The 25,175-nt window shown below is 70.7% G+C and carries 27 protein-coding genes; 14 read left to right on the forward strand and 13 right to left on the reverse strand.

Annotated features, from left to right (window positions below; translation table 11 throughout):
- The first annotated feature begins 67 nt into the window (after window positions 1–67).
- The 5 genes from V1457_RS08730 (at window position 68) to V1457_RS08750 (ending at window position 5,493) form a co-directional block, all read left to right on the forward strand.
- Window positions 68–1,246, forward strand: coding sequence for a helix-turn-helix transcriptional regulator (locus V1457_RS08730; protein WP_338602288.1), 1,179 nt, complete (start codon window positions 68–70; stop codon window positions 1,244–1,246).
- A gap of 285 nt (window positions 1,247–1,531) precedes the next feature.
- Complete coding sequence (locus V1457_RS08735; protein ID WP_200068810.1) at window positions 1,532–1,699, forward strand: hypothetical protein; 168 nt, start codon at window positions 1,532–1,534, stop codon at window positions 1,697–1,699.
- A 267-nt stretch (window positions 1,700–1,966) separates the two neighbouring features.
- Window positions 1,967–3,571, forward strand: coding sequence for an amidophosphoribosyltransferase (purF, locus tag V1457_RS08740; RefSeq protein WP_295141740.1), 1,605 nt, complete (start codon window positions 1,967–1,969; stop codon window positions 3,569–3,571).
- A gap of 224 nt (window positions 3,572–3,795) precedes the next feature.
- Window positions 3,796–4,908 carry a phosphoribosylformylglycinamidine cyclo-ligase gene (gene purM / locus V1457_RS08745; protein WP_200068812.1) on the forward strand — a complete coding sequence of 371 codons (1,113 nt, stop codon included), beginning with the start codon at window positions 3,796–3,798 and terminating at the stop codon, window positions 4,906–4,908.
- Window positions 4,909–5,073: 165 nt separating this feature from the next.
- On the forward strand, window positions 5,074–5,493 hold the full coding sequence (locus tag V1457_RS08750) for a DUF4396 domain-containing protein (protein WP_200069340.1): 420 nt from the start codon (window positions 5,074–5,076) through the stop codon (window positions 5,491–5,493).
- 518 nt (window positions 5,494–6,011) lie between these two features.
- On the opposite strand, the gene V1457_RS08755 is transcribed toward V1457_RS08750, so the two are convergent.
- Entirely contained in the window at window positions 6,012–6,191 is a 180-nt protein-coding gene (locus V1457_RS08755) for a DUF3073 domain-containing protein (protein ID WP_200068813.1), read from the reverse strand.
- 261 nt (window positions 6,192–6,452) lie between these two features.
- Between V1457_RS08755 and V1457_RS08760 the strand changes: the two genes are divergently transcribed.
- Window positions 6,453–7,331 (forward strand): hypothetical protein, encoded by an 879-nt coding sequence (locus tag V1457_RS08760; RefSeq protein WP_200068814.1) that lies wholly within the window; start codon window positions 6,453–6,455, stop codon window positions 7,329–7,331.
- A gap of 73 nt (window positions 7,332–7,404) precedes the next feature.
- Here V1457_RS08760 and V1457_RS08765 read toward each other — a convergent pair whose 3' ends face one another.
- The 5 genes from V1457_RS08765 to V1457_RS08785 form a co-directional block, all read right to left on the reverse strand.
- Entirely contained in the window at window positions 7,405–8,352 is a 948-nt protein-coding gene (locus V1457_RS08765; protein WP_338602298.1) for an asparaginase, read from the reverse strand.
- A complete protein-coding gene (locus tag V1457_RS08770; RefSeq protein ID WP_295151046.1) occupies window positions 8,349–8,909 on the reverse strand; it encodes an aerial mycelium formation protein in 561 nt (186 codons plus the stop codon). Before V1457_RS08770 ends, V1457_RS08765 begins: the two co-directional genes overlap by 4 nt.
- Before the next feature lie 109 nt (window positions 8,910–9,018).
- Window positions 9,019–9,771, reverse strand: a complete 753-nt coding sequence (locus V1457_RS08775; protein WP_200068817.1) for a 3-keto-5-aminohexanoate cleavage protein — start codon at window positions 9,769–9,771, stop codon at window positions 9,019–9,021.
- Window positions 9,772–9,967: 196 nt separating this feature from the next.
- Window positions 9,968–11,131 (reverse strand): folate-binding protein, encoded by a 1,164-nt coding sequence (locus tag V1457_RS08780; RefSeq protein ID WP_338602303.1) that lies wholly within the window; start codon window positions 11,129–11,131, stop codon window positions 9,968–9,970.
- Window positions 11,128–11,538 carry a transcriptional repressor gene (locus V1457_RS08785; protein ID WP_200069341.1) on the reverse strand — a complete coding sequence of 137 codons (411 nt, stop codon included), beginning with the start codon at window positions 11,536–11,538 and terminating at the stop codon, window positions 11,128–11,130. The genes V1457_RS08780 and V1457_RS08785 overlap by 4 nt, the downstream gene beginning before the upstream one ends.
- 217 nt (window positions 11,539–11,755) lie before the next feature.
- On the opposite strand from V1457_RS08785, the gene V1457_RS08790 reads away from it, so the two are divergent.
- Window positions 11,756–12,601, forward strand: coding sequence for an aminodeoxychorismate lyase (locus tag V1457_RS08790; protein WP_338602307.1), 846 nt, complete (start codon window positions 11,756–11,758; stop codon window positions 12,599–12,601).
- An 86-nt stretch (window positions 12,602–12,687) separates the two neighbouring features.
- Here the strand turns inward: V1457_RS08790 and V1457_RS08795 are convergent, their stop codons facing one another.
- Entirely contained in the window at window positions 12,688–13,329 is a 642-nt protein-coding gene (locus V1457_RS08795) for an FABP family protein (protein WP_200068820.1), read from the reverse strand.
- Between the two features lie 254 nt (window positions 13,330–13,583).
- Between V1457_RS08795 and V1457_RS08800 the strand changes: the two genes are divergently transcribed.
- Window positions 13,584–14,330 (forward strand): methyltransferase domain-containing protein, encoded by a 747-nt coding sequence (locus V1457_RS08800; protein ID WP_200068821.1) that lies wholly within the window; start codon window positions 13,584–13,586, stop codon window positions 14,328–14,330.
- Window positions 14,331–14,409: 79 nt separating this feature from the next.
- Here the strand turns inward: V1457_RS08800 and V1457_RS08805 are convergent, their stop codons facing one another.
- The 5 genes from V1457_RS08805 to V1457_RS08825 all read right to left on the reverse strand — a co-directional run bounded on the left by V1457_RS08805 (window position 14,410) and on the right by V1457_RS08825 (window position 17,746).
- The gene (locus V1457_RS08805; protein WP_200068822.1) at window positions 14,410–14,715 is read right to left on the reverse strand and encodes a DUF1416 domain-containing protein; all 306 of its coding nucleotides are present in this window, start codon (window positions 14,713–14,715) and stop codon (window positions 14,410–14,412) included.
- Between the two features lies 1 nt (window position 14,716).
- Entirely contained in the window at window positions 14,717–15,562 is an 846-nt protein-coding gene (locus V1457_RS08810) for a sulfurtransferase (RefSeq protein WP_200068823.1), read from the reverse strand.
- Between the two features lie 68 nt (window positions 15,563–15,630).
- Window positions 15,631–16,062, reverse strand: coding sequence for a DUF4395 domain-containing protein (locus tag V1457_RS08815; protein WP_200068824.1), 432 nt, complete (start codon window positions 16,060–16,062; stop codon window positions 15,631–15,633).
- Window positions 16,063–16,472: 410 nt separating this feature from the next.
- A complete protein-coding gene (locus V1457_RS08820; protein WP_338602313.1) occupies window positions 16,473–16,925 on the reverse strand; it encodes a thioredoxin family protein in 453 nt (150 codons plus the stop codon).
- Window positions 16,922–17,746: a DUF2993 domain-containing protein gene (locus tag V1457_RS08825; protein ID WP_338602317.1), complete on the reverse strand. Its 825-nt coding sequence runs from the start codon at window positions 17,744–17,746 to the stop codon at window positions 16,922–16,924. The genes V1457_RS08820 and V1457_RS08825 overlap by 4 nt, the downstream gene beginning before the upstream one ends.
- A 451-nt stretch (window positions 17,747–18,197) precedes the next feature.
- Between V1457_RS08825 and V1457_RS08830 the strand changes: the two genes are divergently transcribed.
- The 6 genes from V1457_RS08830 to pstB all read left to right on the forward strand — a co-directional run bounded on the left by V1457_RS08830 (window position 18,198) and on the right by pstB (window position 24,229).
- Window positions 18,198–18,956 carry a response regulator transcription factor gene (locus tag V1457_RS08830; protein WP_338602320.1) on the forward strand — a complete coding sequence of 253 codons (759 nt, stop codon included), beginning with the start codon at window positions 18,198–18,200 and terminating at the stop codon, window positions 18,954–18,956.
- Between the two features lie 153 nt (window positions 18,957–19,109).
- Complete coding sequence (gene mshD, locus V1457_RS08835; protein ID WP_338602324.1) at window positions 19,110–20,066, forward strand: mycothiol synthase; 957 nt, start codon at window positions 19,110–19,112, stop codon at window positions 20,064–20,066.
- 238 nt (window positions 20,067–20,304) lie between these two features.
- Window positions 20,305–21,420, forward strand: coding sequence for a phosphate ABC transporter substrate-binding protein PstS (gene pstS / locus V1457_RS08840; RefSeq protein WP_200068828.1), 1,116 nt, complete (start codon window positions 20,305–20,307; stop codon window positions 21,418–21,420).
- 139 nt (window positions 21,421–21,559) lie between these two features.
- Complete coding sequence (gene pstC / locus V1457_RS08845) at window positions 21,560–22,531, forward strand: phosphate ABC transporter permease subunit PstC (RefSeq protein WP_338604906.1); 972 nt, start codon at window positions 21,560–21,562, stop codon at window positions 22,529–22,531.
- Window positions 22,528–23,442, forward strand: a complete 915-nt coding sequence (gene pstA / locus V1457_RS08850) for a phosphate ABC transporter permease PstA (protein ID WP_200068830.1) — start codon at window positions 22,528–22,530, stop codon at window positions 23,440–23,442. Before pstC ends, pstA begins: the two co-directional genes overlap by 4 nt.
- Window positions 23,443–23,452: 10 nt before the next feature.
- Complete coding sequence (pstB, locus tag V1457_RS08855; protein ID WP_200068831.1) at window positions 23,453–24,229, forward strand: phosphate ABC transporter ATP-binding protein PstB; 777 nt, start codon at window positions 23,453–23,455, stop codon at window positions 24,227–24,229.
- Between the two features lie 63 nt (window positions 24,230–24,292).
- Here pstB and V1457_RS08860 read toward each other — a convergent pair whose 3' ends face one another.
- A complete protein-coding gene (locus tag V1457_RS08860; RefSeq protein WP_295146041.1) occupies window positions 24,293–25,150 on the reverse strand; it encodes a helix-turn-helix transcriptional regulator in 858 nt (285 codons plus the stop codon).
- Window positions 25,151–25,175: the final 25 nt, after the last annotated feature.

Here is a 25,175-nt window from a genome sequence, read left to right on the forward strand (position 1 = left end):
CTGGCACTCTGGGCGTGCCTCTCCGCCGGTGCGCGGCGGACCTTTCGGTGAAGCGGGGTGTGTTCGGATGGCGGAAGCACCAGGTGAGACGCTCCGCGAGATCCGCAAGGCGAGAGGCAAGAGCCTCGCGGTGATCGCCGGGCTCGCGGGGATTTCCACGTCGTACCTGTCGCGGCTGGAGTCCGGCGATCGCGCGCTCGACCGCCGTTCGTTGATCACCCGGCTCGCGGAAGCCCTGGACGTGGCGCCGAGCGAGATCATGCGCACCGCGGTTCCCAACAGCGGTGAGCCGGAAGAGGACCGCGGACTCAACGCCGTACGGCTGGCGATGCTCCAGGCGAGCATGGGCGAGCCAGGCGGTGCGGTTGCGCCCGTTGACGCCCTCGCGTCGAGGACCGCCGAGGTCTTGAACGCTCAGCGGGATTGCGATTACGGCCTCGTGGGCGCGAGGCTTCCCGCGCTGATCAAGGATCTGCACACCACGCTCGAGACCGGGCGGGATGAGCGTGCGCTGCTGCGGTTGGCCGTCCTGACGCACGTGCAGGGCACCCAGGCATGGCTCGGGGATCTCGGCGCGAACCTCGATCTGTCCTGGCAGGCGTCGATGCTGGCGCGGAGTGCGGCGGAGCGCTTGGAAGAACCCGCCTACCACGCGGTGAGCGCGTTCGGAACCGCGTTCGGCCTGCTCGGAGCGGGTGGGGCAGATCTTGCTTCGCGGACGTTGGCGGCGGCCGATCCCGGCACCGCCACATCGGCGGCGATGCAGCTGACCGGGATGGTCGCGCTCACGTCCTCGCTCGTGACGGCTGCTCGAGGTGATCACGCCGGACGGCTTTCGGCGCTCGAGCACGCGGCCGACCTGGCATCCCGGACCGGTGAGGGCAACGCGATGTGGTTCGGGTTCGGCCCGTCGAACGTAGGCGTGTGGCGCATGTCGGTCGCCCTGGAGGCCGACGAACCTGCCGAGGCAGCGCGGATCGCGGAAGACGTCGATCCGGAGGCGTTGCCGTCGCCGACGCGGAAGGCGGCGTACTGGCGCGAGTACGGGCGCGCGCTCACCCACCTGCCGAACCGTCGCGACGATGCGGTGCTGAAGCTGCGCAACGCAGAGCAGATCTCGCCCACGCGCATTCACCGCCACCCGTTCATGCGCGCCGTCCTCGCCGAGCTCTTGGCGAAGTCGAAGCGAGATGCCTCCGGCCGCGAGTTGCGCGGCATGGCCTACCGCGCGGGTCTGCGGGTATAGCAGCCACCCGTCCGAGTGATTGCCTGCGAGGCAAAACTTCGACGGCTCATCGGGGCGAAGGTTGGGCCATGCCGCAATCGCCTCCAGTGCAGAGCCGACCGCCGGGCTGTTCCCGTCTCCGGCCCGTCCTCCCCGTGGCTCGGTTGGGATGCGGGCGCGGCTTCCGCTGCCTTGGTGCGTCGTGGTCCTCCCAGCGCATCGTGCCGGGGCAGTGGGTCGGCGGGGCCGGTGGTGGTGCCCCCGAACACCCCGGCCCCGCTCGGCGCACCTGCGGGAGCGTCCGCCATGGGTAAGCACGAGAAGCCCGCGATGCCCCTGGACCGTCGCGTCCCGCAAGCATCCGAAGCCGCGCAGCTCGACCGCCGCCTGTCCTGGTCCGGCCGGATCCACCCGGAGCCCTGCCGGGACTTGAACCTCCTGAACCGGGTGCACGAGCGCCTGCGCCGGCTATGACCGCCGTGTTCCGCACCGAGTGAACGGACCGGTCGCCCGATGCAGCCGCGTCGGCGGTCCGTCGGAAATGGAACGCGCACGGTGAGCGGGCAGCTTCCCTCCGAATTCGCCGCGGCGATGACCGGCTTCACATCGCCGTGATCCGCTTCACGGATTCCCAGGTCAGCGGGCCGTTCCGGGGAGATTGGCGCAGGTGGCCGGTCACCACGCCGTCGGGCTCCGTTTACACTTGGGTGTAACTCCGATTCCGTCCGCAAGGAGTTCTCGGTGGTCATCGACCGGCCAGACCCGAGCAGTGCGCCCGGCGCACCCGCCTCGAAGCCCGACACCGATCCCTACGAGCAGGACGTACCGCACGAGGAATGCGGTGTTTTCGGCGTCTGGGCGCCCGGTGAAGAAGTAGCCAAGCTCGCCTTCTACGGCATGTTCGCGCTGCAGCACCGCGGCCAGGAAGCCGCGGGCATCGCCGTCGGCGACGGCTCGCAGATGCTGGTCTACAAGGACCTCGGCCTGGTCAGCCAGGTCTTCGACGAGCAGGTCCTGGCCACGTTGCGCGGCCACGTCGCCGTCGGGCACAACCGCTACTCCACGACCGGTGGCGCGACGTGGGAGAACGCGCAGCCCACCTTCCGCACCACGGCGGGCGGCGGCGGACTCGCGCTGGGCCACAACGGCAACCTGGTGAACACCGCCGACCTGCGGGAACGGCTGGTCGCCGAAGGCGCGGACACCATCGCGGCGAACACCTCCGCGCCCGCGTCCGGCTGCGAACGCGCCACCACCGACTCCGACCTGGTGTGCGGGCTGCTGGCCACGCGCGCCGCGGACAAGGGGATCGAGCAGGCAGCGCTGGAGCTGTTCCCGTCCGTGCAGGGCGCCTTCTCGATGGTGTTCTCCGACGAGTCGACCCTCTACGCCGCCCGCGACCCGCACGGCGTGCGCCCGCTGGTGCTCGGCAGGCTGGAACGCGGCTGGGTGGTGGCCAGCGAAACCGCGGCCCTGGACATCGTCGGAGCCTCGTTCGTGCGCGAGGTCGAGCCGGGCGAACTGCTCGCCATCGACGCCGACGGGCTGCGCTCGCAGCACTTCGCCCACCCCAAGCCGAAGGGCTGCGTGTTCGAGTACGTCTACCTGGCGCGCCCGGACACCACGATCTCCGGGCGCTCGGTGCACAGCACCCGCGTGGAGATCGGCCGCAGGCTCGCCCGCGAGCACCCGGTGGACGCCGACCTGGTGATCCCGGTGCCGGAGTCCGGCACGCCCGCGGCCGTCGGCTACGCGCAGGAATCCGGGATCGCCTACGGCAACGGGCTGGTGAAGAACTCCTACGTGGGCCGGACCTTCATCCAGCCCTCGCAGACCATCCGCCAGCTCGGCATCCGGCTCAAGCTCAACCCGCTGCGCGAGGTGATCCGCGGCAAGCGTCTGGTCGTCGTGGACGACTCGATCGTGCGCGGCAACACCCAGCGCGCCCTGGTGCGGATGCTGCGCGAAGCGGGCGCGATCGAGGTGCACGTGCGGATCGCCTCGCCGCCGGTGAAGTGGCCCTGCTACTACGGGATCGACTTCGCCTCCCGCGCCGAATTGATCGCGAACGGCTCGGACGCGGACGGCATCCGGCGTTCGATCGGCTCGGACAGCCTCGGCTACGTGTCGCTGGACAGCTTGATCGCCGCCAGCGAGCAGCCCCGCAACCGGCTGTGCGCGGCGTGCTTCGACGGGCACTACCCGATCCCGCTCCCGGAAGAGGCGCGGCTGGGCAAGTACCTGCTGGAGAACTCCTCCGAAGAGACCGAACGCGGCGTGGCGGGCCCCGCCGAGCCGGTGCTGCCCAATGGCTACGGCGGTGCCGACGCGCTGCGCAGGCCGTGACTCCCCGGCCCCGGCCGAGGTGGCGCGCCGCGTAGCGTGGTGCGCTCGCGTCCGGCCGCGTGCATCGATCGGCGAATCCGGGAAACCTCGCGGCGGGACCGGATGCAGGCGCCCGCGCCTGTGGTAAGCAACGGGCGGGCGCCCGCGCCCGGAGCGCCCCGCCGAACGCGTCGCCGGACTTCCCGCCACCCAACCGCAAACTCACATCAGATGTGGAGTCAGTCGTGTCCGAAGACCTGCTCGCGGGGTCGCAAGCCGCCGAGGAAGCCAAGGCCACCTACGCGACCTCGGGGGTGAGCATCGAAGCCGGTGACGAGGCCGTGCAGCAGATGCGGCCCTGGGCGCAGCGGGCCACCCGGCCCGAGGTGCTGGGCTCCCTCGGCGGTTTCGCCGGACTGTTCCAGCTCAAGCTGGACCGCTGGAACGAGCCGGTGCTGGCGTCCTCGACCGATGGCGTCGGCACCAAGCTCGCCGTGGCGCAGGCGATGCAGAAGCACGACACCGTCGGGATGGACCTGGTCGCGATGGTCGTCGACGACCTCGTGGTCTGCGGCGCGGAACCGCTGTTCCTGCAGGACTACATCGCCGTCGGCAAGGTCGAGCCGGAGCGGATCGCGGACCTGGTCAAGGGCGTGTCCGAGGGTTGCGTGCAGGCCGGCTGCGCGCTGCTGGGCGGGGAGACCGCCGAGCACCCCGGCATGATGGCGCCCGGCGAGTACGACCTCTCGGCCACCGGCGTCGGCGTCGTCGAGGCCGACGCGATGCTCGGCCCGGACAAGGTGCGCCCGGGCGATGTGGTGATCGCGATGGGTTCCTCCGGGCTGCACTCCAACGGCTACTCGCTGGCCCGGCACGTGCTGCTGGAACTGGCCCGGATGCCGCTGGAGGGCCACGTCGAGGAGTTCGGCCACACGCTCGGCGAGCAGCTGCTGGAGCCGACCCGGATCTACGCCAAGGACTGCCTGGCCCTGGCCGCCGAAGCGGAGGTGCGCACTTTCGCGCACGTCACCGGCGGTGGACTGGCCGCGAACCTGGCACGGGTCGTCCCGTCCGGGCTGACCGCCGTGCTGGACCGCGGAACCTGGACGCCCGACCCGGTGTTCCGGATGATCGCGCAGCGCGGCCGGGTGGAGACCGAGGAGATGGAGCGCACCTTCAACATGGGGGTGGGCATGGTCGCGGTCGTCACCGCCGAGGACGTGGACCGGGCGCTGGCGGTGCTCACCGCCCGGCACGTGCCCGCGTGGGTGCTGGGCGAGGTCGCCAAGCAGCCGACCGTCGAGGAAGCCGCCGAGGACCAGCGCGTCGTGCTGCGCGGTAACCACCCGCGGTTCTGATCCCCGCTCCGCCTGCCGAGTCCGCGCCGATCGCCTGGAATATACCCCCTGGGGGTATCGTTTCAACTGGCGATCGCCGGGAAAGACCTCTTCCGAGGAGCAGCGATGACTCAGCAGCCGGACACGTCCCACCAGCACCACGCCGCGCCCGGTTCGTCCTGGCGGATGGCGGTGTCGGCGACGTTGCACTGCCTCACCGGCTGCGCGATCGGCGAGATCCTGGGCATGGTGATCGGGACCGCGGCGGGCCTGCACAACGTCGGCACCGTGGTGCTGTCGGTCGTCCTCGCGTTCGTCTTCGGCTATGCGCTGACCATGCGGGGCGTGCTGCGCTCCGGAGTGAGCTTCGCCGGCGCCGTCCGGGTGGCGCTCGCCGCCGACACGCTCTCGATCTTCGTGATGGAGGTCGTGGACAACGCGGTCATGGTGGTGGTGCCGGGCGCGATGGACGCCGGTCCGACGACCGCGCTGTTCTGGGCATCGCTGGCCTTCGCGCTGGCGGTGGCGTTCGTGCTGACCGTGCCGGTGAACAAGTGGATGATCGCCCGCGGGCGCGGCCACGCGGTGGTGCACGGGATGCATTGAGCCGTTCGCCGAAATCTGCGGCGCCGGCGGGAATTCTGCGGGGCGCCGCACTCGTTGTTCGGGGTGGCCGGTGTGCGCGTGCCCCCGGGCTCCATCACCAAGCCTGTAGGGAATACCGTTCGGCTGGAGCCTTACAGCGCCATCCGCCGAGAGGCGGCCCGCACACCGGCCCCTTTCACTTCACAGTCCTTTTCCGGGCCTGGTAGGCGCCCGAGCATCCCCAGGCTCCGCCCGGTCCCGGACCGGGCACTTCTTCCGCAGCGCAAACGAGAAGTGCGCCGGTTTCCCGGCGCACTTCGCTGGTACTGCGTGTTCGGTTGATCGTCGGAGTTGCTACGCCCGGCCGGCGGAGCGCTTGCGGCGATCAAGCGCAACCGCAGGCCCGCCCACCGCGAACGATGTCGAACGAGTGGTGGCTCCACCCGGCTCGGCACCATCCGGACCCGGATGCGATCAGGTCGTCTGCCGACACAGAACACCGAGTGGACGGTGCTCGTCCACTCGGTGTTTTCGTGCCGTCAACGCCGGTAGTCGTCGTACCCGTCGTCGTATGCGTCGGCGCGGTCCTCCTCGGACCACTCGCCAGGCGAATCCGAGGACAGCTCGCGCTGCAATGCATCGACGTCCATGGTGGGGGAGCTGTACTTCAGCTCACGGGCCACCTTCGTCTGCTTGGCCTTAGCCCGGCCGCGCCCCATGGCTCGACCCCCTCGCGCAGGGTGTGCGGGGCGGCCAGGGGAACGGCGGCCCCGCATGATCTCGACAACTTTTCCTGTAACTACCGTACCGTGCCGATGCGGTTCTACGCGACGTGGTGCCACCCCACGTCTCCGTGTCGCGGGTGATCCAGCCCGCAGATCGCGCAGGCGTCGCCATCGGCCCGCGCGCCGCGTCGCCATCGGCTCCGACGTGCGGCGGGTAGTCACCGGCCGCCGCAGCGCGCATGGCACGATACTCGCGTGCCAGAGCCGTTCGTCGCCTATCTGCGGGTGTACGAACCATTGTCGTCGTTCGACTCGCCCACCCGTGAACAGCTCGCCGCGACCGTGCAGCGCGGCGCGCTCGACGTCACCGGTGCCGCGACGCGGGAACAGGACCAATGGTTGCGGACCCAGGTCTGCGCCCCGCCCAGGTTGCTTCCCGGCGAGGACTCCAGCGGTGCCGCGCAGGGCGCCGGCGACGTCCTCGTCCTCGACCCGGAATCGGTGCCCAGCAACCCGGCGGCGAGCGTCGGCCCGGGGCCGCTGGTGTGCCCGCTGGACCTGCGCGGCCGTTCGGCCGCCGCGCTGGTGGGCTTCCTCGGTGCCGCCGAGGTGCCGCTGCGCGCGGCCGCGGTCGCGGTGCCGGTGGACAAGGCCCGGACCAGGGCCAGCGCCGTGGTCAGCGAGCTGTCCAGCAGCGCGGTGCACGTGCTCTCGTCGACCTGGACGGTCCCGCTGCCGTGGTTCGTGGTGGTCGATCCGCCGGAGCGGCGGACCGTCGCCGACAACGGGGACCGGCGGGTGTTCTGGCGGGCCGCGATGGCCGACGCGCGGCGCAGGGTCGCGCGGGCGCACTCGGTCGCCCGGGACTCGATCGGCGACGAGGGGCCGACCAAGATCCTGCGTGAGACCGGGCGCTGGCTGGAACGGTTCCACCCGCACTCGGCGGTGGAGCTGGACTACGGCGGCCTGGTGCAGATGATGAACGAGGCCGACCTGGACGCGGACACCTCGGCCGAGGACGTGCACGCGATCATCGACGCGATGGAGGCCGGTGACGCGGGCGAGGTCGGCGAGCGCTACGAGGCGCTGCGGGACTTCTGGGCGGAGTTCGCCGCCCGCGAACGCTTCAACTGATCGCCGGACGGCGGACCAGCCGTCCTTGTGCGCGCTCGTCCCGTCGACCGCCGCTGCCTGAACTCGCCGGTGATCAGTCCAGCGCGCCGGGGACGAGCCGCACGGTGCCGACCGGTTCGCCCCCTCCGAGCAGCGGTTCCTCCGCGAGTCCGGCGAGCGCGCCCCGCTCGACGCCGAGCGCGCGCAGCGCCCCGACCGCGACCGGCAGCCGCGCCCGCGCGGCACCGTCCGAGATCTTCGCGGCCACCGCGCGCCCGTCCGGCAACGCCAGCGCCAGCACGCCCTCGGCGCCCGCCTTGGACAGCAGGCCCGGCACGGCCCGCATCAGCTCCGTGTCCTCCCGACCGGTTCCACCGACCAGCCACGGATGCGCCCGCATCGCATCGGCGACCCGGCGGCCGTCGCCGGTGACCAGGGAGCGGAACAGCCGCGCGAGACCGGTCAACGTGATCGCGAACAGCGGTGCGCCGCAGCCGTCCACAGTGGTCCGGTCGATCTCGTCGCCGGACAGCTCCGCGATGGTGTCCCGCACGCCGCGTTGCAGCGGGTGTGCCGGATCCAGGTAGTCCGCGGTGGACCACCCGCGCTGCACGCACGTCGCCAGCATCGCCGCGTGCTTGCCGGAGCAGTTCATCGCCAGCCGTCGCTCGCCGGCGCCGTCCGAGATGCGCTCGGCGCGAGTGGGTTCGTGCAGCGGCAGGTCGGCCGGGCAGCGCAACGCGTCCTCCGCGAGCCCGTTCGCGCGCAGGATTCCCGCGGCGCGCGAGGTGTGCTCCGGTTCGCCGTTGTGCGAAGCGGCCGCCAGCGCCAGGTCGGCGTCGTCGGGCAGCTCGAGCCCGGCGCGCAGCATCGCCAGCGCTTGGGCGGGCTTCGCCGTGGAACGCGGGTACATCGGCGCGGACACCGAACCCGCCGACCACCGGACCGAGCCGTCGGCTTCGAGCAGCACCGCCGAACCGAAGTGCACCCCTTCGCGCAGCCCGCCGCGAACGAGTTCGACCAGCGGCACGGCTGCGGTCAACGCCGGTCCCGCTCCGCGGCCAGCAGGTCGTCCACGGATGCGGCGCCTTCGCGGTAGCGGCGGGCGATCTCGGCGTTGAGCCGGTCCACCACCGCCTGCACCTCGCGGCGGCGCTGCGAAACCGAATCCTCTTCGGAGGTGTAGGCGTGCAGCGCGGTGTCCAGTTTGGCGTCCGACAGCGACATCACGTCGGACAGATCCACATCGGACACCAGCGCCTCGACGTGCCTGCGGTGCGCCTCGGCCCGCGACGGCTCGGTGGTCTGGTAGCGGCCGGAACCGGTGGCCGGGCCGACCGCGTTGTCCGAGAGGATGTTCGCGAGCTGCTCCACGACCGAGGCCGAGCCGCCTTCGCGGCGCCTGCGCTGCTCGGCGCGCACGATGTCGATCCGCGCGTGCAGCATCCTGCGCAGGTAGGACAGGTCCGTCTCCTCCTGCGCGGCTTCGTCGCGCAACTCGCGGACCTCGCCGAGATCGTGCTGCTCGATCCCGTCGGTGTAGGCCGGGGACAGCACCCGGTCGATCCGGCGGCGCCCACCGGGGCGGACTTCGATCACGTGCCCATCCTCCGTCGGTCGTGCCCACCGGCGCCGGGTGCCGGAGGGACACCGCGGCTGTCGGCGAGGCGGCTGCGTCCAGTGTGCCTGGCGCGCGAGTGCGGCCGCATCAAGTCCCGGCTCCCGAAATCCCGGATCCCGGAGTCCCGACTCCGAGGATCGGAGCGGCTTGCGCGGGCGGCAGCGGCGGTCGTTGTGCGATCTTGGCGACTCCGGCGGCGCGGGCCGCCAGTTGCGCGTCGTCCTTGGCCCGCACCCCGGGGGCGTACCCGGCGTGGTCGGCCATGCCGGTGCGCACATGAGCTCCGGCGGCCAGCGCGGTCAGCAGCACCGGGACGCCCGCTTCGCCCAAGCCGGTCGCGGTGCACGAGGTTCCTTCGGGCAGCTGGCCCAGCGCGGCGGCGAAACCCGGGACGTCGCCGGTGAGCCCCGCGCCGAACACCAGCACCACGTGCGTCGGTGCGGGAACTTCCCGCAGCGCGGCCAAGTCCGCGGGCGAACGCGCTTCGTGGTGCACGGCGATGCCGCGTTCCCGGGCGCCTTCGCGCAGATCCGCGGCGAATTCGGCGGGAGCGCTCAGCGGGCAGGAGATGATGTGCGACCCGGCGTCGAGCAGGCCGGTCAGCGTCTCCCCGCGGGCGTGCGCGGTGATGCGCACGAGCAGGGAGGTGCGTTCGCGCACGGCGGCCACGGTTTCCGCGAGCCCGGCGTCCGGCACCAGGTCCACCACGGCCGCGCCGACCCGCGCGCAGTCCTCGGCGGCGGCCGCGACCTCGGCCGCGGGCCGCGGCGCGGTGTCCTGCCGGACCTGGACGGGGGCGACGGTGAGGACCGTGCCCGGCGGTGCGGGCGACCGAGTCATGGGGTGATCTTGGCACATCCGCGCCCGCCGCGTCGTTGGGCTGATCCGCCAATCATCCGGTTGACATTGCGCCCGCACCACGGCCCGTGATCGTGCTGCTCCGGACGCGCGGCGAGCTTTCCCGACCGGTCAATGGGACGGACGACGGGTAGCCCGGTGCTCAGTGACCGCCCGATGTTCAGTGGCCGCCCGATGTTCAGTGACCGCGGAGCCCCCGGGCGGCCAGCCGCCCCGGCGGTTCCCCGGAGTCCGGCGGCACCGAGTCCGGATCGACCGCCGCCGCGACCGCCCGCTCCTGCTCGGCGTCCCCGGCGACCAGTTCCACGTCCACCGGCGCGGTCCGCTTCAGCAGCGCCAGCGCCACCGGCCCGAGCTCGTGGTGCAGCACGACCGAGCCGATCCGGCCGACCTTGCGCTCCCCGTGCAACACCGGATCCCCGGTCTCCGGGCGGACTTCCACCGACCCGTCCAGGTGCAGCAGCACCATCCGGCGCGGCGGCTTGCCGACGTTGTGCACCTTGGCCACGGTTTCCTGCCCGCGGTAGCAGCCCTTCGCCACGTGCGCGGCGGTGTGGATCCAGCCCATCTCGTGCGGGATGGCGCGTTCGTCGGTGTCCAGGCCGACACGCGGGCGCAGTGCTTCGACGCGCAGCGCTTCGTAAGCGAGCGTGCCCGCTGGGCGGAAACCCGTGTCGGTCAGCCGCATCCACCAATCCACCAAGGACTTCCGCGGCACCACGAGGTCCACCGTGAACAGTCCGCGGAACGGCACGTGGCGGGCGAAGCCGCCGCCCGGCAGGCCCACCACCTCCCACGGCGCGGACGGGACCGCGTCCACGCCGGCTTTGCGCAGCAGCTCGGCCGCGTCCGGACCGATCGCGCTCAACAGCGCGAACTCGTCGGTGGCGTCCCGCGGTTCGACCTTCGACCAGAAGCGCATCGCCTCCAGGTACTCCGGCAGCGTCTGCTTGCCGTCCACACCGATCGTCGGCAGCGCGCTGGTCGCCTGCGCACCCGCATCGGTGTCGAGGTACACGGCGCCCTCGTGGTGGGCGAGCATCAGGTGGCAGTCGATGTGGCCCTGGCTGTCCAGCACCAACGCCTCGGTGCCCTGTCCCTCGGGCAGTTCGGTGAGGTGCTGCGAAAGCACCAGGTGCAGCCAGCTCAACCGCTCCTCGCCGGGCACCGCGATCACCTGGCGGTGCGAGCGGTCCACCAGCACCGCCGAGCGGGCCGCGGAGCGCTGCTCGGCGAACGGGTCGCCGAAGTGCCACGGCACGCCCACGTCGAGCGAGGAGTCCAGCGACGCCTCTTCCGGAGCCGCGACGGCTCCGGGCAGCTCCAGCAGGGGTGAGTTCATCGTGCCTCCTCGGCCGCGCGGTGATCGGCGCCGCGGGTGCCGCGGCAGCCGCGGCAGGATCCGGACAGCGCCAGGTGCGTGGCGTCCAGCGCGAACCCGCACCGCTGGTCGAGCAGGTCCGCGAGGTCCGCCAGCAGTTCACTGGGCACCTCGTCGACCTCCCCGCAGCGGTGGCACACCAGGTGCACGTGCTCGTGCTCCTCCGCGGAGTACGTGGGGGCACCGTGCCCGAGGTGCGTGTGCCGCACCAGGCCGATGTCCTCCAGTACGTCCAGCGCCCGGTAAACGGTGGTGATGTTGATCGTCTCGGCGGTGCCCTGCACCCTGCGGCACACCTGCTCCGGCGTGGCGTGCCCGAGTTCGCGCACCGCGTCGAGCACCAGCTGGCGCTGCGGGGTCACCCGCATGCCGTGCCGGTGCAGTGTGGTGCGCAGCGATGCCTTCTCACCCACTGCTGGCTCCTGTGCTCGACGGGTTCGGCTTGCCGGTTCCGATCGTATGCCTCGCGGGTACTGTCCGGGCGGACCTGCCGGAAAGCCGGTGCCGCGTCCGGCGCGACCGTCCTGCGCAGCGGTGACGAGGCCGGTTGCTGCGGCGCCGTGCGGGGCTCCTAGGCTGCCCACCATGCGCGTGTTGGCTCTGCTGGACGGAACGCTGGCCGATCCGGAGGCGCCGCTGATGCGCGCCGACGACCTCTCGGTCACCCGCGGCGACGGTGTTTTCGAGACGATCCTGGTCGTCGACGGCAAGCCCCGTGCGCTCGGCCCGCACTTGGACCGGCTGCGGCGTTCGGCCGACATGCTGGACTTCGACCCGCCGGAACGCGCCGGCTGGGAACGCGCGGCGCAGGCCGTGATCGACGCCTGGCCCTGGCAGGACGAGCGCGAGATGGCGCTGAAGCTGGTGTGCAGCCGGGGCGTGGACGGCGACGAGACGCCGCACGGGTTCGCCCTCGGCATGACCGTCGGCCCGGACACGCTGCGCAAACGCGCCGATGGCCTGGCCGCGATCACCCTCGACCGCGGGTACGCGCCCGATCTGAAGGAGCGTGCGCCGTGGCTGCTGCTGTCGGCGAAGACGCTGTCCTACGCGGTGAACATGGCCGCGATCCGGGAAGCGCGCCGCCGCGACGCCGACGAGGTGATCTTCACCGCGACGGACGGCACCGTGCTCGAAGGCCCCACCTCGACCGTCGTGCTCGCTCGCGGGCGCACGCTGCGCACTCCGCCGCCGAGCACGGGCATCCTGCCCGGCACGACGCAGGACGCGCTGTTCCGCGCCGCGGAGCAGGCCGGTTGGGAAACGCGGATCGAGCCGTTCGGCCAGGAGGAGCTGCGCAATGCGGACGGCCTGTGGATGGCCTCCAGCGTCCGGCTGATCACGCCGGTGCACACCCTCGACGGCACCTCGATCAACACCGACCCGCAGCTGCACGCCGAACTAACGGACCTCTACGAGTCCCAGTACTGACCCGCCGCAACGCAATTCCTCCAGGAGTGAACGGCCTGTTCGCCCAATCTATTGGGACCAACGGTCCGTTCGCTCCGGGTCGAGGATCAGCCGACGATGCGCTCCAGCTTCGCCGACAGCCGCGGCTGGAGCTCGTGCTCGGTGGTGGCGCGTTCCTCGACGTAGGCCAGCGAGCCCTCGACCACGCCGTAGAGCCTGCTCGCGGCGGTGACGTCGTCGCCGGTCGGCGTGCGGATCACCGCGTCGGTCGACAGCTCCCACGTGGTCTTGTTCTTCGGCCGCCCGAAGAACATCTCGGACACGCCGGTGTGGTGCACGATCAGCAGCTCGATCACGTCGTCCGGCTGCGGGCGCCAGAAGCCGACCTCGCGGACGTCGGGACCGACGACCTGCCCGCCCTCGCCGTCGAGCCGCCAAGAACGGCTCTCGTAGAACAGGAACGGACGCCCGTCGTGGGCGAAGGTGACCTGCTGGAAGAACCGGTAGGTCTCGTCCTGCGAGGGGTGCGCCGCCTCGCCCTCGCCGCGCCACACACCGACCAGCGGCAGCAGCTGCAGGCAGGCGCTGTGCAGGTCCGGGCCTTCCCGCAGGTTCGCGGTGTCGCCGACCCCGGGGAGGTCGTCGAAGCTCGGCACGTTGCGGTGGCGGGTCTTCTCGGCGCGCTCGGCGGCGGCCTGCACGGCCGCGTCGCCGCTGCCGGGCTCGGGCCGGTCGGGTGTCGCAGTCATCCCCGGCAGATTACCCGCGCCACCAGCGCCGGAGCGGGTGCGGGTCAGTCGCTGTAGAGCCGGTACACCACGTACCCGGCGAACCACAGGACCGCGATCGTGGCGATCCCGAGCAGCGTGACGAGGCCGTAGTGCAGGAAAGGTATGAGTTCCACGCGCCAAAGGATAACCACCGCGAACGCCCGGTGGAGTGTGGCGTCCGGCATGATTTGCGAGGTAGTGCCTACCGCTAGCGCTGGGGAGAACCGGGCCTGATGACCGATTTCGAGACGGTGCGCGAGCGCGCGCTCGCGTTCCGCACCGACCTGCTCGCGCGCAAGGACGAGATCGCGCCCGAGGACTTCGGTTGGTATCCGTACGACACGATGGCCAACGTCTTCCACCTGGACGCCCTGCTGTCCGGGCCGCAGCGGGAGGTGTTCGACTCGCTGGCCGGCGCGCGGATCGCCGACATCGGCGCGGCCGACGGGGACTTCGGGTTCTTCCTGGAGCACGAGCTGGGCTGCCGGGTGGACGTGCTGGACAACCCGCCGACGAACTTCAACGGGCTGCGCGGCGCCCGGCGGCTCGTCCACGAGCTCTCGTCATCGGTGCAGGTGCACGAGGTCGACCTGGACGCCCGGTTCGAGCTGCCCGCAGCGCGCTACGGCGCGGTGTTCTTCCTCGGGCTGCTCTACCACCTGAAGAACCCGTTCCACGTGCTCGAAGCGCTGGCCGAGCGCGCCGAGCTGTGCTTCCTGTCCACCCGCGTGGCCAGGCAGGCCCCGGACGGCACGCCGTTGCAGGCGCAGCCGGTGGCGTACCTGCTGGATCCGGCGGAGGCGAACGACGACGCCACGAACTTCTGGATCTTCTCCGAGGCGGGGCTGCGGCGGTTGTTCACCCGCACCGGCTGGGACGTCGTGGACTTCGTGACCGTCGGCTGCCAGGACGGCTCCGAACCGGCCCGCGCCGACCGCGACGAGCGCGCCTTCGCCCTGCTGCGCTCCCGCGTGATCTGACTCGACGCTCGATCGACCCGGGCCCGGACATGCGAAAGGAGCCGCACCCGGGCGGGCACGGCTCCTTTCGGCTACGCCGTCAGGCCACGGCGATGTCCACCGGGTGCACCCCGGGGCCGGAGGCCGCCACATCGGACTGGCCCTTGCCCTCGCGGTGCAGCGCGCGCACCGTCCACGAACCGGGCGCCGCGTAGAACCGGAAGTCGCCCTCCGGCGAGGAGACCACCTCGGCGGTGAACTCCCCGGAGGCGTCCAGCAGCCGCACGAACGCGCCGCCGACCGCGGCCGAGCCCGCGCGCACCTTTCCGGTCACCACCACCTGGTCGGTGTCCTCGGCGACCGCGGTAGAAGTCTGCTGCGGCGCACCGCATCCATCCAGGCTCATGTCACGCTCCCTGTTCGCTCGGGTTCTCGATCGGCACGCCGATCAGCGAGCCGTACTCGGTCCAGGACCCGTCGTAGTTCTTCACGTTCTGGTGGCCCAACAGCTCGCGCAGCACGAACCAGGTGTGCGAGGAACGCTCCCCGATCCGGCAGTAGGCGATGGTGTCCTTGCCGTCGTCCAGGCCGGCCTCGCCGTAGACCTGCTTGAGGTCATCGTCGGACTTGAACGTCCCGTCCTCGTTGGCGGCCTTGCTCCACGGCACGTTGATCGCCTGCGGGATGTGGCCGCCGCGCTGCGCCGACTCCTGCGGCAGGTGCGCCGGGGCGAGCAGCTTGCCCGCGAACTCGTCGGGAGAACGCACGTCCACCAGGTTCTTGGCGCCGATGGCGTCGACGACCTCCTCGCGGTACGCGCGGATCGAGGAGTCCTGCTCCTGGGCGCTGTAGCTGGTGGCCGCGCGGTTCGGCTCGTCCTTGACCAGCTGGCGGCCGTCCAGCTCCCACTTCTTGCGGCCGCCGTCGAGCAGCCGCACATCGGAGTGGCCGTAGAGCTTGAAGTACCAGTAGGCGTAGGCGGCGAACCAGTTGTTGTTTCCGCCGTAGAGGATCACCGTGTCGTCGTTGGCGATGCCCTTCGCCGAGAGCAGCTTCTCGAAGCCCGCCCGGTTGACGAAGTCGCGGCGCACGTGGTCCTGCAGGTCCTTGCGCCAGTCCAGCTTGATGGCCCCGGGGATGTGGCCGCCGTCGTAGGCGGTCGTGTCCTCGTCCACCTCGGCGAACACGACCTTGTCGGTGTTCAGGTTCTGCTCGGCCCACTCGGTGGAGACCAGGACATCTGCACGGCTCATCGAGCGACTCCTTCTCGTTGTCTCGTTGCTGGAAAGCTTTCCGGCGGACGTCGTCCGGCGGTGAAGGTTCAGACGCGGCCGATCGGCGTGAAACGCTGCAGCACCAGGTACATCCGGCAGCCGAGGCAGAAGCCGAACACGGCGTTGAGCAGTGCCGCGACCAGGGCGAACACGTTGGCCGTCACGCCGAGCGCGGTCCACTCAGCGGCGTATCCGACCGTGGCCACCAAGGCGAAGGCGAACCCGACTCCTTGCGAGAACCGCACCGGTGCGGGATCTTCGCGCTCCTGCTCCGGCACCGGTTGCAACCGCGGCGCCACCGCGCTGCGGAACATCGCGCCCCAGGGGTTCAGGCCCATGCCGATGAACGCGCACAGCGCGAACAGCACGGTCTGCGCGGCCAGCACCCGCCAGCTACCGGTGACCAGCCCCACCGCCAGGATCACGCTCGTGATCGCGGCCGTGAAGCGGACCCCTCGCGGGTCGAGCGTGGCGGGCATGGAACTCCTCCGTCGGCGGCTGGCTGGTGAACCAGCGGTTCGCTTGCTGCGACCGCCAGGTCCGGCGGCGGGGACGCGAGCCCTGCGGCTACGTCGTTCCTCGCCCGGTCAGTGCCGCCAACACAGGCTGCTGCCCACGCGGCAAAAATCCACCGCGCGCCTTCGGGTCAGCAGTACGTGCACGGGGCGGAGGATACCCGCACCGACCGATCGGCGGGAAGCGCGTTCACCTGCTGAGATCGAGCGCTGCTGCTGCGTTGGTCCGCATCCGCGCCGAAACGGCAGGTCACGGGAGCCCTGGCGGAGCAGCTCCGGGTCGTGCGGATCGGCTGCCGAGCACGGGCGTGCCGCCGCTCCCAGCATCCGGACGGTCAGCACCCGGACCGCAGCGGGCGCAGCGCTCGCGGCGTTCACGGCAGGTGCGGCCGCAGCGCGGCGGCCAGCTCGTCGCGGCGCGGCACGCCGCCCACCCGGAACAGCTCGTGGCCGTCCGAGTCCAGCGCGAGCGTCGTGGGCGTGCGGTGCACGCCCAGCGGCGTGGACCACTCGGGATGATCGGTGAGGTCCACTTCCACGTGCCGCATCCCTTCGGTGCGCCCGGCCAAGTCGGCCAGCAGGATGCGGGTGTGCCTGCACGGCGCGCAGAACGTCGTGGACAGTTGCAGCAGCGTCACCCCGGAACCGTCGAGGTCCCCGAGCCGCGCGCGCAGGCCGTCGGGCAGCTGATCGAGCACGGTTCCTGCAACGCCCGCACCCGCCGCGGTCTTCCCGGCGGTCCGCACCCGGCCCTCGCGGGCTCGCCACACCAACCCGATGACCAGCGTCACCGCTACCGCGGCCAGCAGCGCCCACCAGCCGATCATCCGGTGCTCACTCCGCCGGGACCGATCGTCACGTTGTCGGCCTTGCCCTCCATCACCAGCGCGCCGCGCTCGACGCGGACCGCGGTCGGGGTCACCTCGAACGGCAGCATCCCGGGATCCAGCGTGGTGGTGAACTGCTGCAGGATCGACTCCTCGAACACGTCGCCCATCGGGATCTCCGACAGCGACCGGTCGGCCAGGTCCAGCTTCTTCGGCTCGATCTTGAGCTGGCCGTTGAGCAGCGACAGCACCGCGATCACTTTGACGCGCACGTTGGTGCCCGCGATGCCGATCGTGCCGTCGAGCGCGACCGCGGCCCGGCTGGAGTCGGTCGCGCCGCCCTGGCCGGTGCCACCGCTGCCGTCGCCGGAGCTGCTGCTGCCGCCGTCGCCGGACGACTCGTCCAGCGCGTCCTTCGGCGCCGGGTTGATCGTGAGGTCGGTGATGCCGATGATCCGCCCGACGTCGGAAGCCTTCAGCTTCATCCGGCCCACCAGCTCGTCCACATCGATCTTGTGCACCTTGCCCGCGAGCACGTCGTTCAGCGGGAGCCGCGCGTGGTGCAGGTTCGCCTCCACGCCGAGCTCCTTGAGCTGGCCCGCCTGCACGGCCTTCGCAGCGACTTCGACGTCCTTGTAATCGCCCGCGACCGCCTGGGTCAGGAACGGGAAGCCGTGCACCCGCACCGAGGGGTCCTCGGCGAGTTTCAACTGCTTCTTCATCTGCTGCGAGACCTGGTACTCGGCGAAGGACGCCGCGCCGTAGTCGGCGGCCACGAGCAGGCCGAGGACGATGACGAGGGTGATGGCGAGCTTCTTCACCGCGAGCGGTCCGTTCTGTCGGGGGCAGGCGGGTCGGTGGACCAGGCCGCTGTGCTGGTGATCTTGTGCCGGGTCCGGGGCGTGATCGGGCGGTGCTCACCTTCGCACCTCCACCGCCCGGGCCGACAGGTGTGCTCGGCAACATCCGGATCACCGGCCGCGCTGCCGAGTCGCACCGCTGTGCAGAACTCGCGGTGCACGGCGCCCGCATCGAGCTCGCGCCGTGCCGCCGTGGGGGCATCGCGCCGCTCGAAACGCGGCGTTCACACGGCTTCCCGCGCGCTTCACATTTGTGACCCGAGCAGCTTCACCTGGGATTTTCGTTCTCGCGTCAGTTATTCTGCTGGGCATCCACAGGCAACGAAGCCGGGTCGTCCGGCCCCTCGCGCGTGCCGAGCGGCCTTCGTGCGCCGGCGCTCTCGGCGCCGGCCTTGGTACGGGAGGCCCATTCATGAGTTCGGAACTTCTGCTGCTGACCGGCGAGCGATGCGGCGATGCCGTGCTGCCCGCGCTGGCGCTGCTGCCGCACCGGGTGCGCCTCCTGCCCGCGGATCCCGGCGCGATGCAGTCCGCGGGCGCGCACGACGCAGTGCTCGTCGACGCCCGCTCCGACCTGGTCGCCGCCCGTGACCTGTGCCGCGTGCTGGCTTCCGGGGACGCGCCGCTGATCGCCGTGGTCAACGAGGGCGGGCTGGTCACGATCAGCGCCGAGTGGGGCGTGGACGAAGTGCTGCTGCCCGGCACCGGCCCGGCCGAGGTGGACGCCCGGCTGCGGCTGCTGACCACCCGCCGCACCGGCGAGAACGCCGCCTCGGACGATTCGCTGTCGGTGGGCGACCTGGTGATCGAGGAGGCCACCTACACCGCCCGGCTCAAGGGGCGCGCGCTGGAGCTGACCTACAAGGAGTTCGAGCTGCTGAAGTACCTGGCCCAGCACGCGGGCCGGGTGTTCACCCGCGCACAGCTGTTGCAGGAGGTGTGGGGCTACGACTTCTTCGGCGGCACCCGCACGGTCGACGTGCACGTGCGGCGGCTGCGGGCCAAGCTCGGCGCGGAGTACGACTCGATGATCGGCACCGTGCGCAACGTCGGCTACAAGTTCGTCCGCCCGTCGCGCGGTTCGCAGAAGGCTGGGCAGCGTCCGGCGACGCGGGACGAAACCTCCGCGGTCGCCGAAGCCGAGGCCATCGTCGCTTCTTCGCAGCGCTGAACGGGTTTCCCGGCGCGCGGGGAAAGCGCGCTCGGCGGCTCGGAATGATCTGCGGTGCATCCGATCGCGGTCGTGCCGCCCGCCGATCCTCCGCGACCGCTGCGCGATCCCGCTCGTGCCAACTCGCGGCGCGAGGTGGGTAACGTCAGGGCCGTGCAGCTTACGTGGCGGAACGGACTGGACCAGGCCGAGGTGGCCGAGGTGATCGACCTGCTCGCGGCGGCTGAGCAGGCGGACGGCGTGGCGCCTGCCGGCGAGCACGTGATCCTGCGGCTGAGAGCGCACCGGGACGTGGTGCACCAGATCGAACCGGTGCAGGCGGACGTGCGCTCGGAGCACTACGTGGTGCGCGACGCGGGCGGCACGCTCACCGGTTACGCGCATCTGGACACCGAGAACGAGGACGCCGGCCTGCTGGTCGCCGAACTGGCGGTGCACCCGGAACACCGGCGGCAAGGCGCCGGGACGCAGCTGGTCGAGGCGCTGCTCGACCGCGCGGACCTGCCGTCCGCCCCCATGGACGGGGCCGACACCGGCAAGTTGCGGATCTGGTCGCACGGCGAGCATCCCGGTGCGCTGGCGCTGGCCGAGCGGTTCCGCTTCGCGCGCCCGCGCGAGTTGTGGCGGATGGGCGTGGAAGTCGGCGGGGCCGAGCTGCCCGCGCCGGAACTGCCCGAGGGCGTCACGATCCGTGCATTCCGCCCCGGTCAGGATGAAGCCGACGTCGTGCGCGTCAATCACCGTGCGTTCCGGTGGCATCCCGAGCAGGGCGAGATGAGCGAGCACGACCTGCGGGAGAAGGAAGGCACCGACTGGTTCGATCCGGCCGGTTTCCTGCTCGCAGTGGACGCGCAGGAAAGGCTCCTCGGCTTCCACTGGACCAAGGTGCATCCGGACGGCGCCGGCGAGGTCTACGTCGTCGGCGTGGATCCGGACACGCAGGGTAATGGGCTCGGCCGGTCGCTCACGGTAGCGGGGATGCGCTATTTGCAGGACATCGGGTGCCCGCGGGTACTGCTCTACGTGGAGGCGGACAACGTCCCGGCGGTCAAGGTTTACCAGCGTCTCGGGTTCGAGAAGTGGGATGTCGACGTGCAGTTCGGGCGCTGAGCGCCGTCCGGCCCGGTAGCGCGGTGCCTGCCGGGCTCCGGGAGATCACTCGGAGCAAACGACAGGATCACGGCGAAATGACCTGTCACCCGTTGGTACGTGGCGCTGCTTACTTAGCGTGCCATGTTCACTTCTCGTTCACCTTGTGCACGGTGGCAGTCCACTCCGGCTGCTTAGCGTTCGGATACGAGCGGCAGCGCGCCGCGTCCACGATGTTTCCCTTTGCTGGAGGAACGAAGTGAAGATGAAGCGGCACACTGCTGCGCTCGGCTTCCTCGCGGCGGGCACGCTCGTGCTCACCGCCTGCGGCAGTGACCAGAACATCCCGCAGAACGAGGTCAATCCGGCGCTGGCCGGTTTGAACGTGGAGTGCGGCACCAAGCCGGTCTCGGCCGAGGGCTCGTCGGCGCAGAAGAACGCGATGGACGTCTTCGCGCGCGACTACAGCGTCAAGTGTCCCGGCCAGGAGCTGCGCTACACCAAGTCCGGTTCCGGGAAGGGCGTCTCCGCCTTCAACTCCGGGCAGATCGACTTCGGCGGCTCCGACTCGCCGCTGGACGCAGAGGAGGGCGAGGTCGCCAAGGCCGCCCAGCGCTGCCAGAACAACCCGGCCTGGAACATCCCGATGGTCTTCGGGCCGATCGCGATGTCCTACAACCTGCCCGGCGTTGGCGACCTGACGCTCAACGCCGACGTCGTCGCGAAGATGTACCAGGGCCAGATCAAGAAGTGGAACGATCCGGCGGTCGCGGCGCTCAACCCGGGCAAGCAGCTGCCCGCCATCGACGTCGTGCCGTTCTACCGCTCCGACGAGTCCGGTACCTCGGACAACTTCCAGAAGTACCTCAAGACCGCCACCGGCGGCGCCTGGCAGGGCGAGGGCAAGCAGTTCAAGGCCGGCCCCGGTGTCGGCCAGGGCAAGGAAGGCAGCGACCAGGTCGCGCAGTCGGTGCAGTCCACTCCGGGCGGCATCAGCTACATCGAGTGGTCCTTCCCGAAGAACCTCGGCCTGGGCATCGCCAAGATCGACAGCGGCTCCGGTCCGGTGGACCTCAACACCGGCACCGTCGGCAAGGCCATCGAAGAGGCCAAGATCGAGGGCCAGGGCAACGACCTGCGGGTGGACCTGGAATCGATCTACGGCAACAAGGACGCCGGTGTTTACCCGATCGTGCTGAACACCTACGAGATCGTCTGCTCGAAGGGGTACGACCCGGAGACCGCCAAGGGCGTCAAGGCCGCGCTGACCGTCGCCGCCAACGCGAACCCCGCGGACCTGGAGAAGGCCGGCTACGTGCCGCTGCCTACCAAGTTCAAGGAGAAGGTGACGAACGCGGTCAACGCGATCTCCTGACGCTGAACCTCCGCACGAGCGACGAAGTGAGAGGCTGCGAGCAGCAGTGACCGACTCGACCGACGAACGCTCCGCGGGCACCGGTACAGCCGGTGCCCGCGAGGGCGAGCCGGCAGCCAGTTCCGGACCGGAGGCCCCCATTACCGCTCCCGAAGCACCCGCCGCGGACGCGCCCAGGAGGGTCGTCCGCATCGGCGACCGCGTGTTCCAGTCCCTGGCCACCGGTTCGGGGGTCTTCATCGTCGCGCTGATCGCGGCGGTGGGGATCTTCCTGCTGGTGCGGGCGCTGCCTTCGTTGCAGGCCGACCAGGTGAACTTCCTGTTCAGCCGGGTCTGGGACACCAGCGACCCGCAGAGCCTGAGCTTCGGCATCGCCGACCTCGCCTGGGTCACGGTGGCCAGTTCGCTGGTCGCGCTGGTGCTGGCGATGCCCGTTTCCTGCGGCATCGCCCTGTTCCTGACCCACTACTCGCCGCGCTCGCTGGCGCGCCCGTTCGCCTACATCGTCGATCTGCTGGCCGCGGTGCCGTCGGTGGTCTACGGCCTGTGGGGCATCACGGTGCTGGCCCCGGTGCTCAAGCCGGTCGCGGTCTGGCTGAACACCAACCTCGGCTGGGTGCCGATCTTCGCGGCGGGCAACGTGCCCGCGGACAGCGGCTCGAACATCTTCACCGCGGGGATCGTGCTGGCGGTGATGATCCTGCCGACGATCACCGGCGTCACCCGCGAGGTCTTCCAGCGCACCCCAACCGCGCAGATCGAAGGCGCGCAGGCGCTGGGCGCCACCCGGTGGGAGGTCGTGCGCACCACGGTGTGGCCGTTCGGCCGCAACGGCTTCATCGGCGGCTCGATGCTCGGTCTCGGTCGCGCGCTGGGTGAAACGGTCGCGCTGACGATCATCCTCAGCGGCGTCAACATCGGGCCGGAATACAGCATCTTCGACGCGGGCGCCACGTTCGCCTCGAAGATCGCCCTCGGCTCCAACGAGTTCAACAACAACATGCAGGTCGGTGCCTACATCTCGGCCGGGCTGGTGCTGTTCATCCTCACGTTCGTGGTGAACGCGCTCGCGCGGTGGATCGAGAACGCCAGCGGCGAGGGGAAAGCATGAGAACGGACACCGCTGACGTCGAACGGCCCGCCACCGCGCCCGCGTTCCAGCACCTCGGGTTCGGGCGGAAGCTGAAGAACAACCTGGCGACGGTGGTGTTCACCGGCGCGTTCGTGATCGCCGTGATCCCGCTGCTGTGGGTCCTGTTCACGCTGGTGCAGAAGGGCGCGGCACCGCTGCTGCGACCGGACTGGTGGAGCCACTCGTTCAACGGGCTCACCGCGAACGACACCAACGGCGGCATCTACCACGCGCTGGTCGGCACGGTCCTCGAAGGGCTCGTGTGCGCCATCATCGCGGTGCCGCTGGGCGTGCTGGTCGGGATCTACCTGATCGAGTACGGCCAGGACTCGCGGTTCGCGAAGATCACGACGTTCACCGTGGACATCCTCAGCGGCCTGCCGTCCATCGTGGCCGGCCTGTTCATCTACGCGCTGTGGATCACCACGTTCGGGTTCAGCAAGAGCGGCTTCGCGGTGGCGCTGTCGCTGGTGCTGCTGATGGTGCCGGTGGTCGTGCGGGTCACCGAGACGATGCTGCTGATCGTCCCGGACGAGCTGCGCGAAGCCTCCTACGCGCTGGGCGTGCCCAAGTGGAAGACGATCGTGAAGATCGTGCTGCCCACCGCGCTGTCCGGCATCCTCACCGGCATCATGCTCGGCCTCGCCCGGGTGCTGGGCGAGACCGCGCCGCTGCTGATCCTGGTGGGCTACGCGAAGGCCATCAGCTTCAACCTCTTCGAGGGCGAACTGGCCTCGCTGCCGCTGGTGATCTACACCGAGCGCGCCACCGGGACCGCGGCGGGCGACGCCCGCGTCTGGGGCGCCGCGCTGACCCTCGTGCTCATCATCATGCTGATCAACCTCGCGGCGACGCTGCTGTCGAGGCTGTTCGCCGTCAAGACCAAGTAGGGCGGATCCCATGGCCAAGCGTCTCGATATCAAGGACCTGAACCTCTACTACGGCAAGTTCCACGCCGTGCAGGACGCGACGTTGCAGGTCCCGGCCCGCAGCGTCACCGCGTTCATCGGCCCGTCGGGTTGCGGAAAGTCCACCGTGCTGCGGTCGCTGAACCGGATGCACGAGGTCATCGCCGGTGCCCGCGTCGACGGCAAGGTGTTGCTCGACGGGGAGGACATCTACGGCGCCGGGGTCGACCCGGTGCAGGTGCGCCGCACGATCGGCATGGTGTTCCAGCGGCCGAACCCGTTCCCCACGATGTCCATCCGGGACAACGTGGTAGCCGGGCTGAAGCTGTCCGGGCAGAAGAACAAGAAGCAGCTCGACGACATCGCCGAGCGGGCGCTGCGCGGCGCCAACCTGTGGGAAGAGGTCAAGGACCGGCTGGGCAAGCCCGGCGGCGGCCTCTCCGGCGGTCAGCAGCAGCGGCTGTGCATCGCCCGCGCCATCGCGGTGCAGCCGGACGTGCTGCTGATGGACGAGCCCTGCTCGGCGCTGGACCCGATCTCCACGCTGGCGATCGAGGACCTGATCGCCACGCTGAAGCAGGAGTACACGATCGTCATCGTCACCCACAACATGCAGCAGGCGGCGCGGGTCAGCGACCAGACCGCGTTCTTCAACCTGCGCGCCGTGGGCGAGCCGGGCGAGCTGGTGGAGATCGACGAGACCGGGCGGATCTTCTCCAACCCCAGCCAGAAGGCCACCGAGGACTACATCTCCGGTCGCTTCGGCTGAGCGGGTTGCACCCGGCGGGCCGGCCTCCCAGCGGGGGCCGGCCCGCGGTCGTTTCCGGGGTGGTCAGCTCTGCCAGTCGTCGGCGACGCTGGAGATGAACGCGCTGGATTCCTTCGGGGGCAGCGCGGCGGAGCAGACCCGCTCGAAGGCCGCCAGGTAGTCCGCGGTGTCGGCGGTCTTGTCCAGGAAGCGCGAGCCGGTCCGGTCGCCGACGTGCACCACCTGCGGGTCCGCGTCGTCGGGGAACGAGAACACCGAGATCCGCTCGCCCATCAGCGGGTGTCCGCCCAGCCCGAACGGCAGCACCTGGATGGTCACGTTGCGCCGGTACCCCATCAGCACGAGGTGCTCCAGCTGCTGGCGCATCACTGCGGGCCCGCCGATCGAGCGGCGCAATGCAGCTTCGTCCAGCACCGCCCACAGCTCGAGCGGTTCGTTGCCCAGCAGCCGCTGCTGCCGCGTCGCGGTGACGGTGAGCCGTTCCTGGCTCTCGGCGTCGGCGGGTTCGCGCAGTTCGCTGCCGAGCAGCGCGCCGTTGTAGTCCGCGGTCTGCAGCAGTTCCGGGATGGGGTCGGCGCCGAAGCAGCTGACCGCTTTGGCCGCGGTCTCCAGACCGAGGTGCGTTTCGAAGCCGGGGCGCTGCGCGGTCGTGGGGTACTGCTGCCACCACCCGCGCTCCTTCGAGCCCTGGGCGAGGTCGATCAGTTCGCCGGTCCGCTCGCCGGGGGCGCCGTAGAACTCGGCCATCAGCCGCACGTCCGAGGTGCGCACCGGCACTCGGCCCAGCTCGATCTGGCTGATCTTGCCCTGCGAGCAGTCCAGGTGCGCGGCGACCTCGCGGTGGGTGCGGCCGGCGGCTTCGCGCAACTTGCGCAGTTCGCTGCCGAGCCTGCGGCGGTGCACGGTCGGGCTGTTATGCACCCCGGACCTCCCGCGGCTCGGCGGC

It is taken from the genome of Saccharopolyspora sp. SCSIO 74807, from assembly GCF_037023755.1.
Taxonomy (GTDB): domain Bacteria; phylum Actinomycetota; class Actinomycetes; order Mycobacteriales; family Pseudonocardiaceae; genus Saccharopolyspora_C; species Saccharopolyspora_C galaxeae.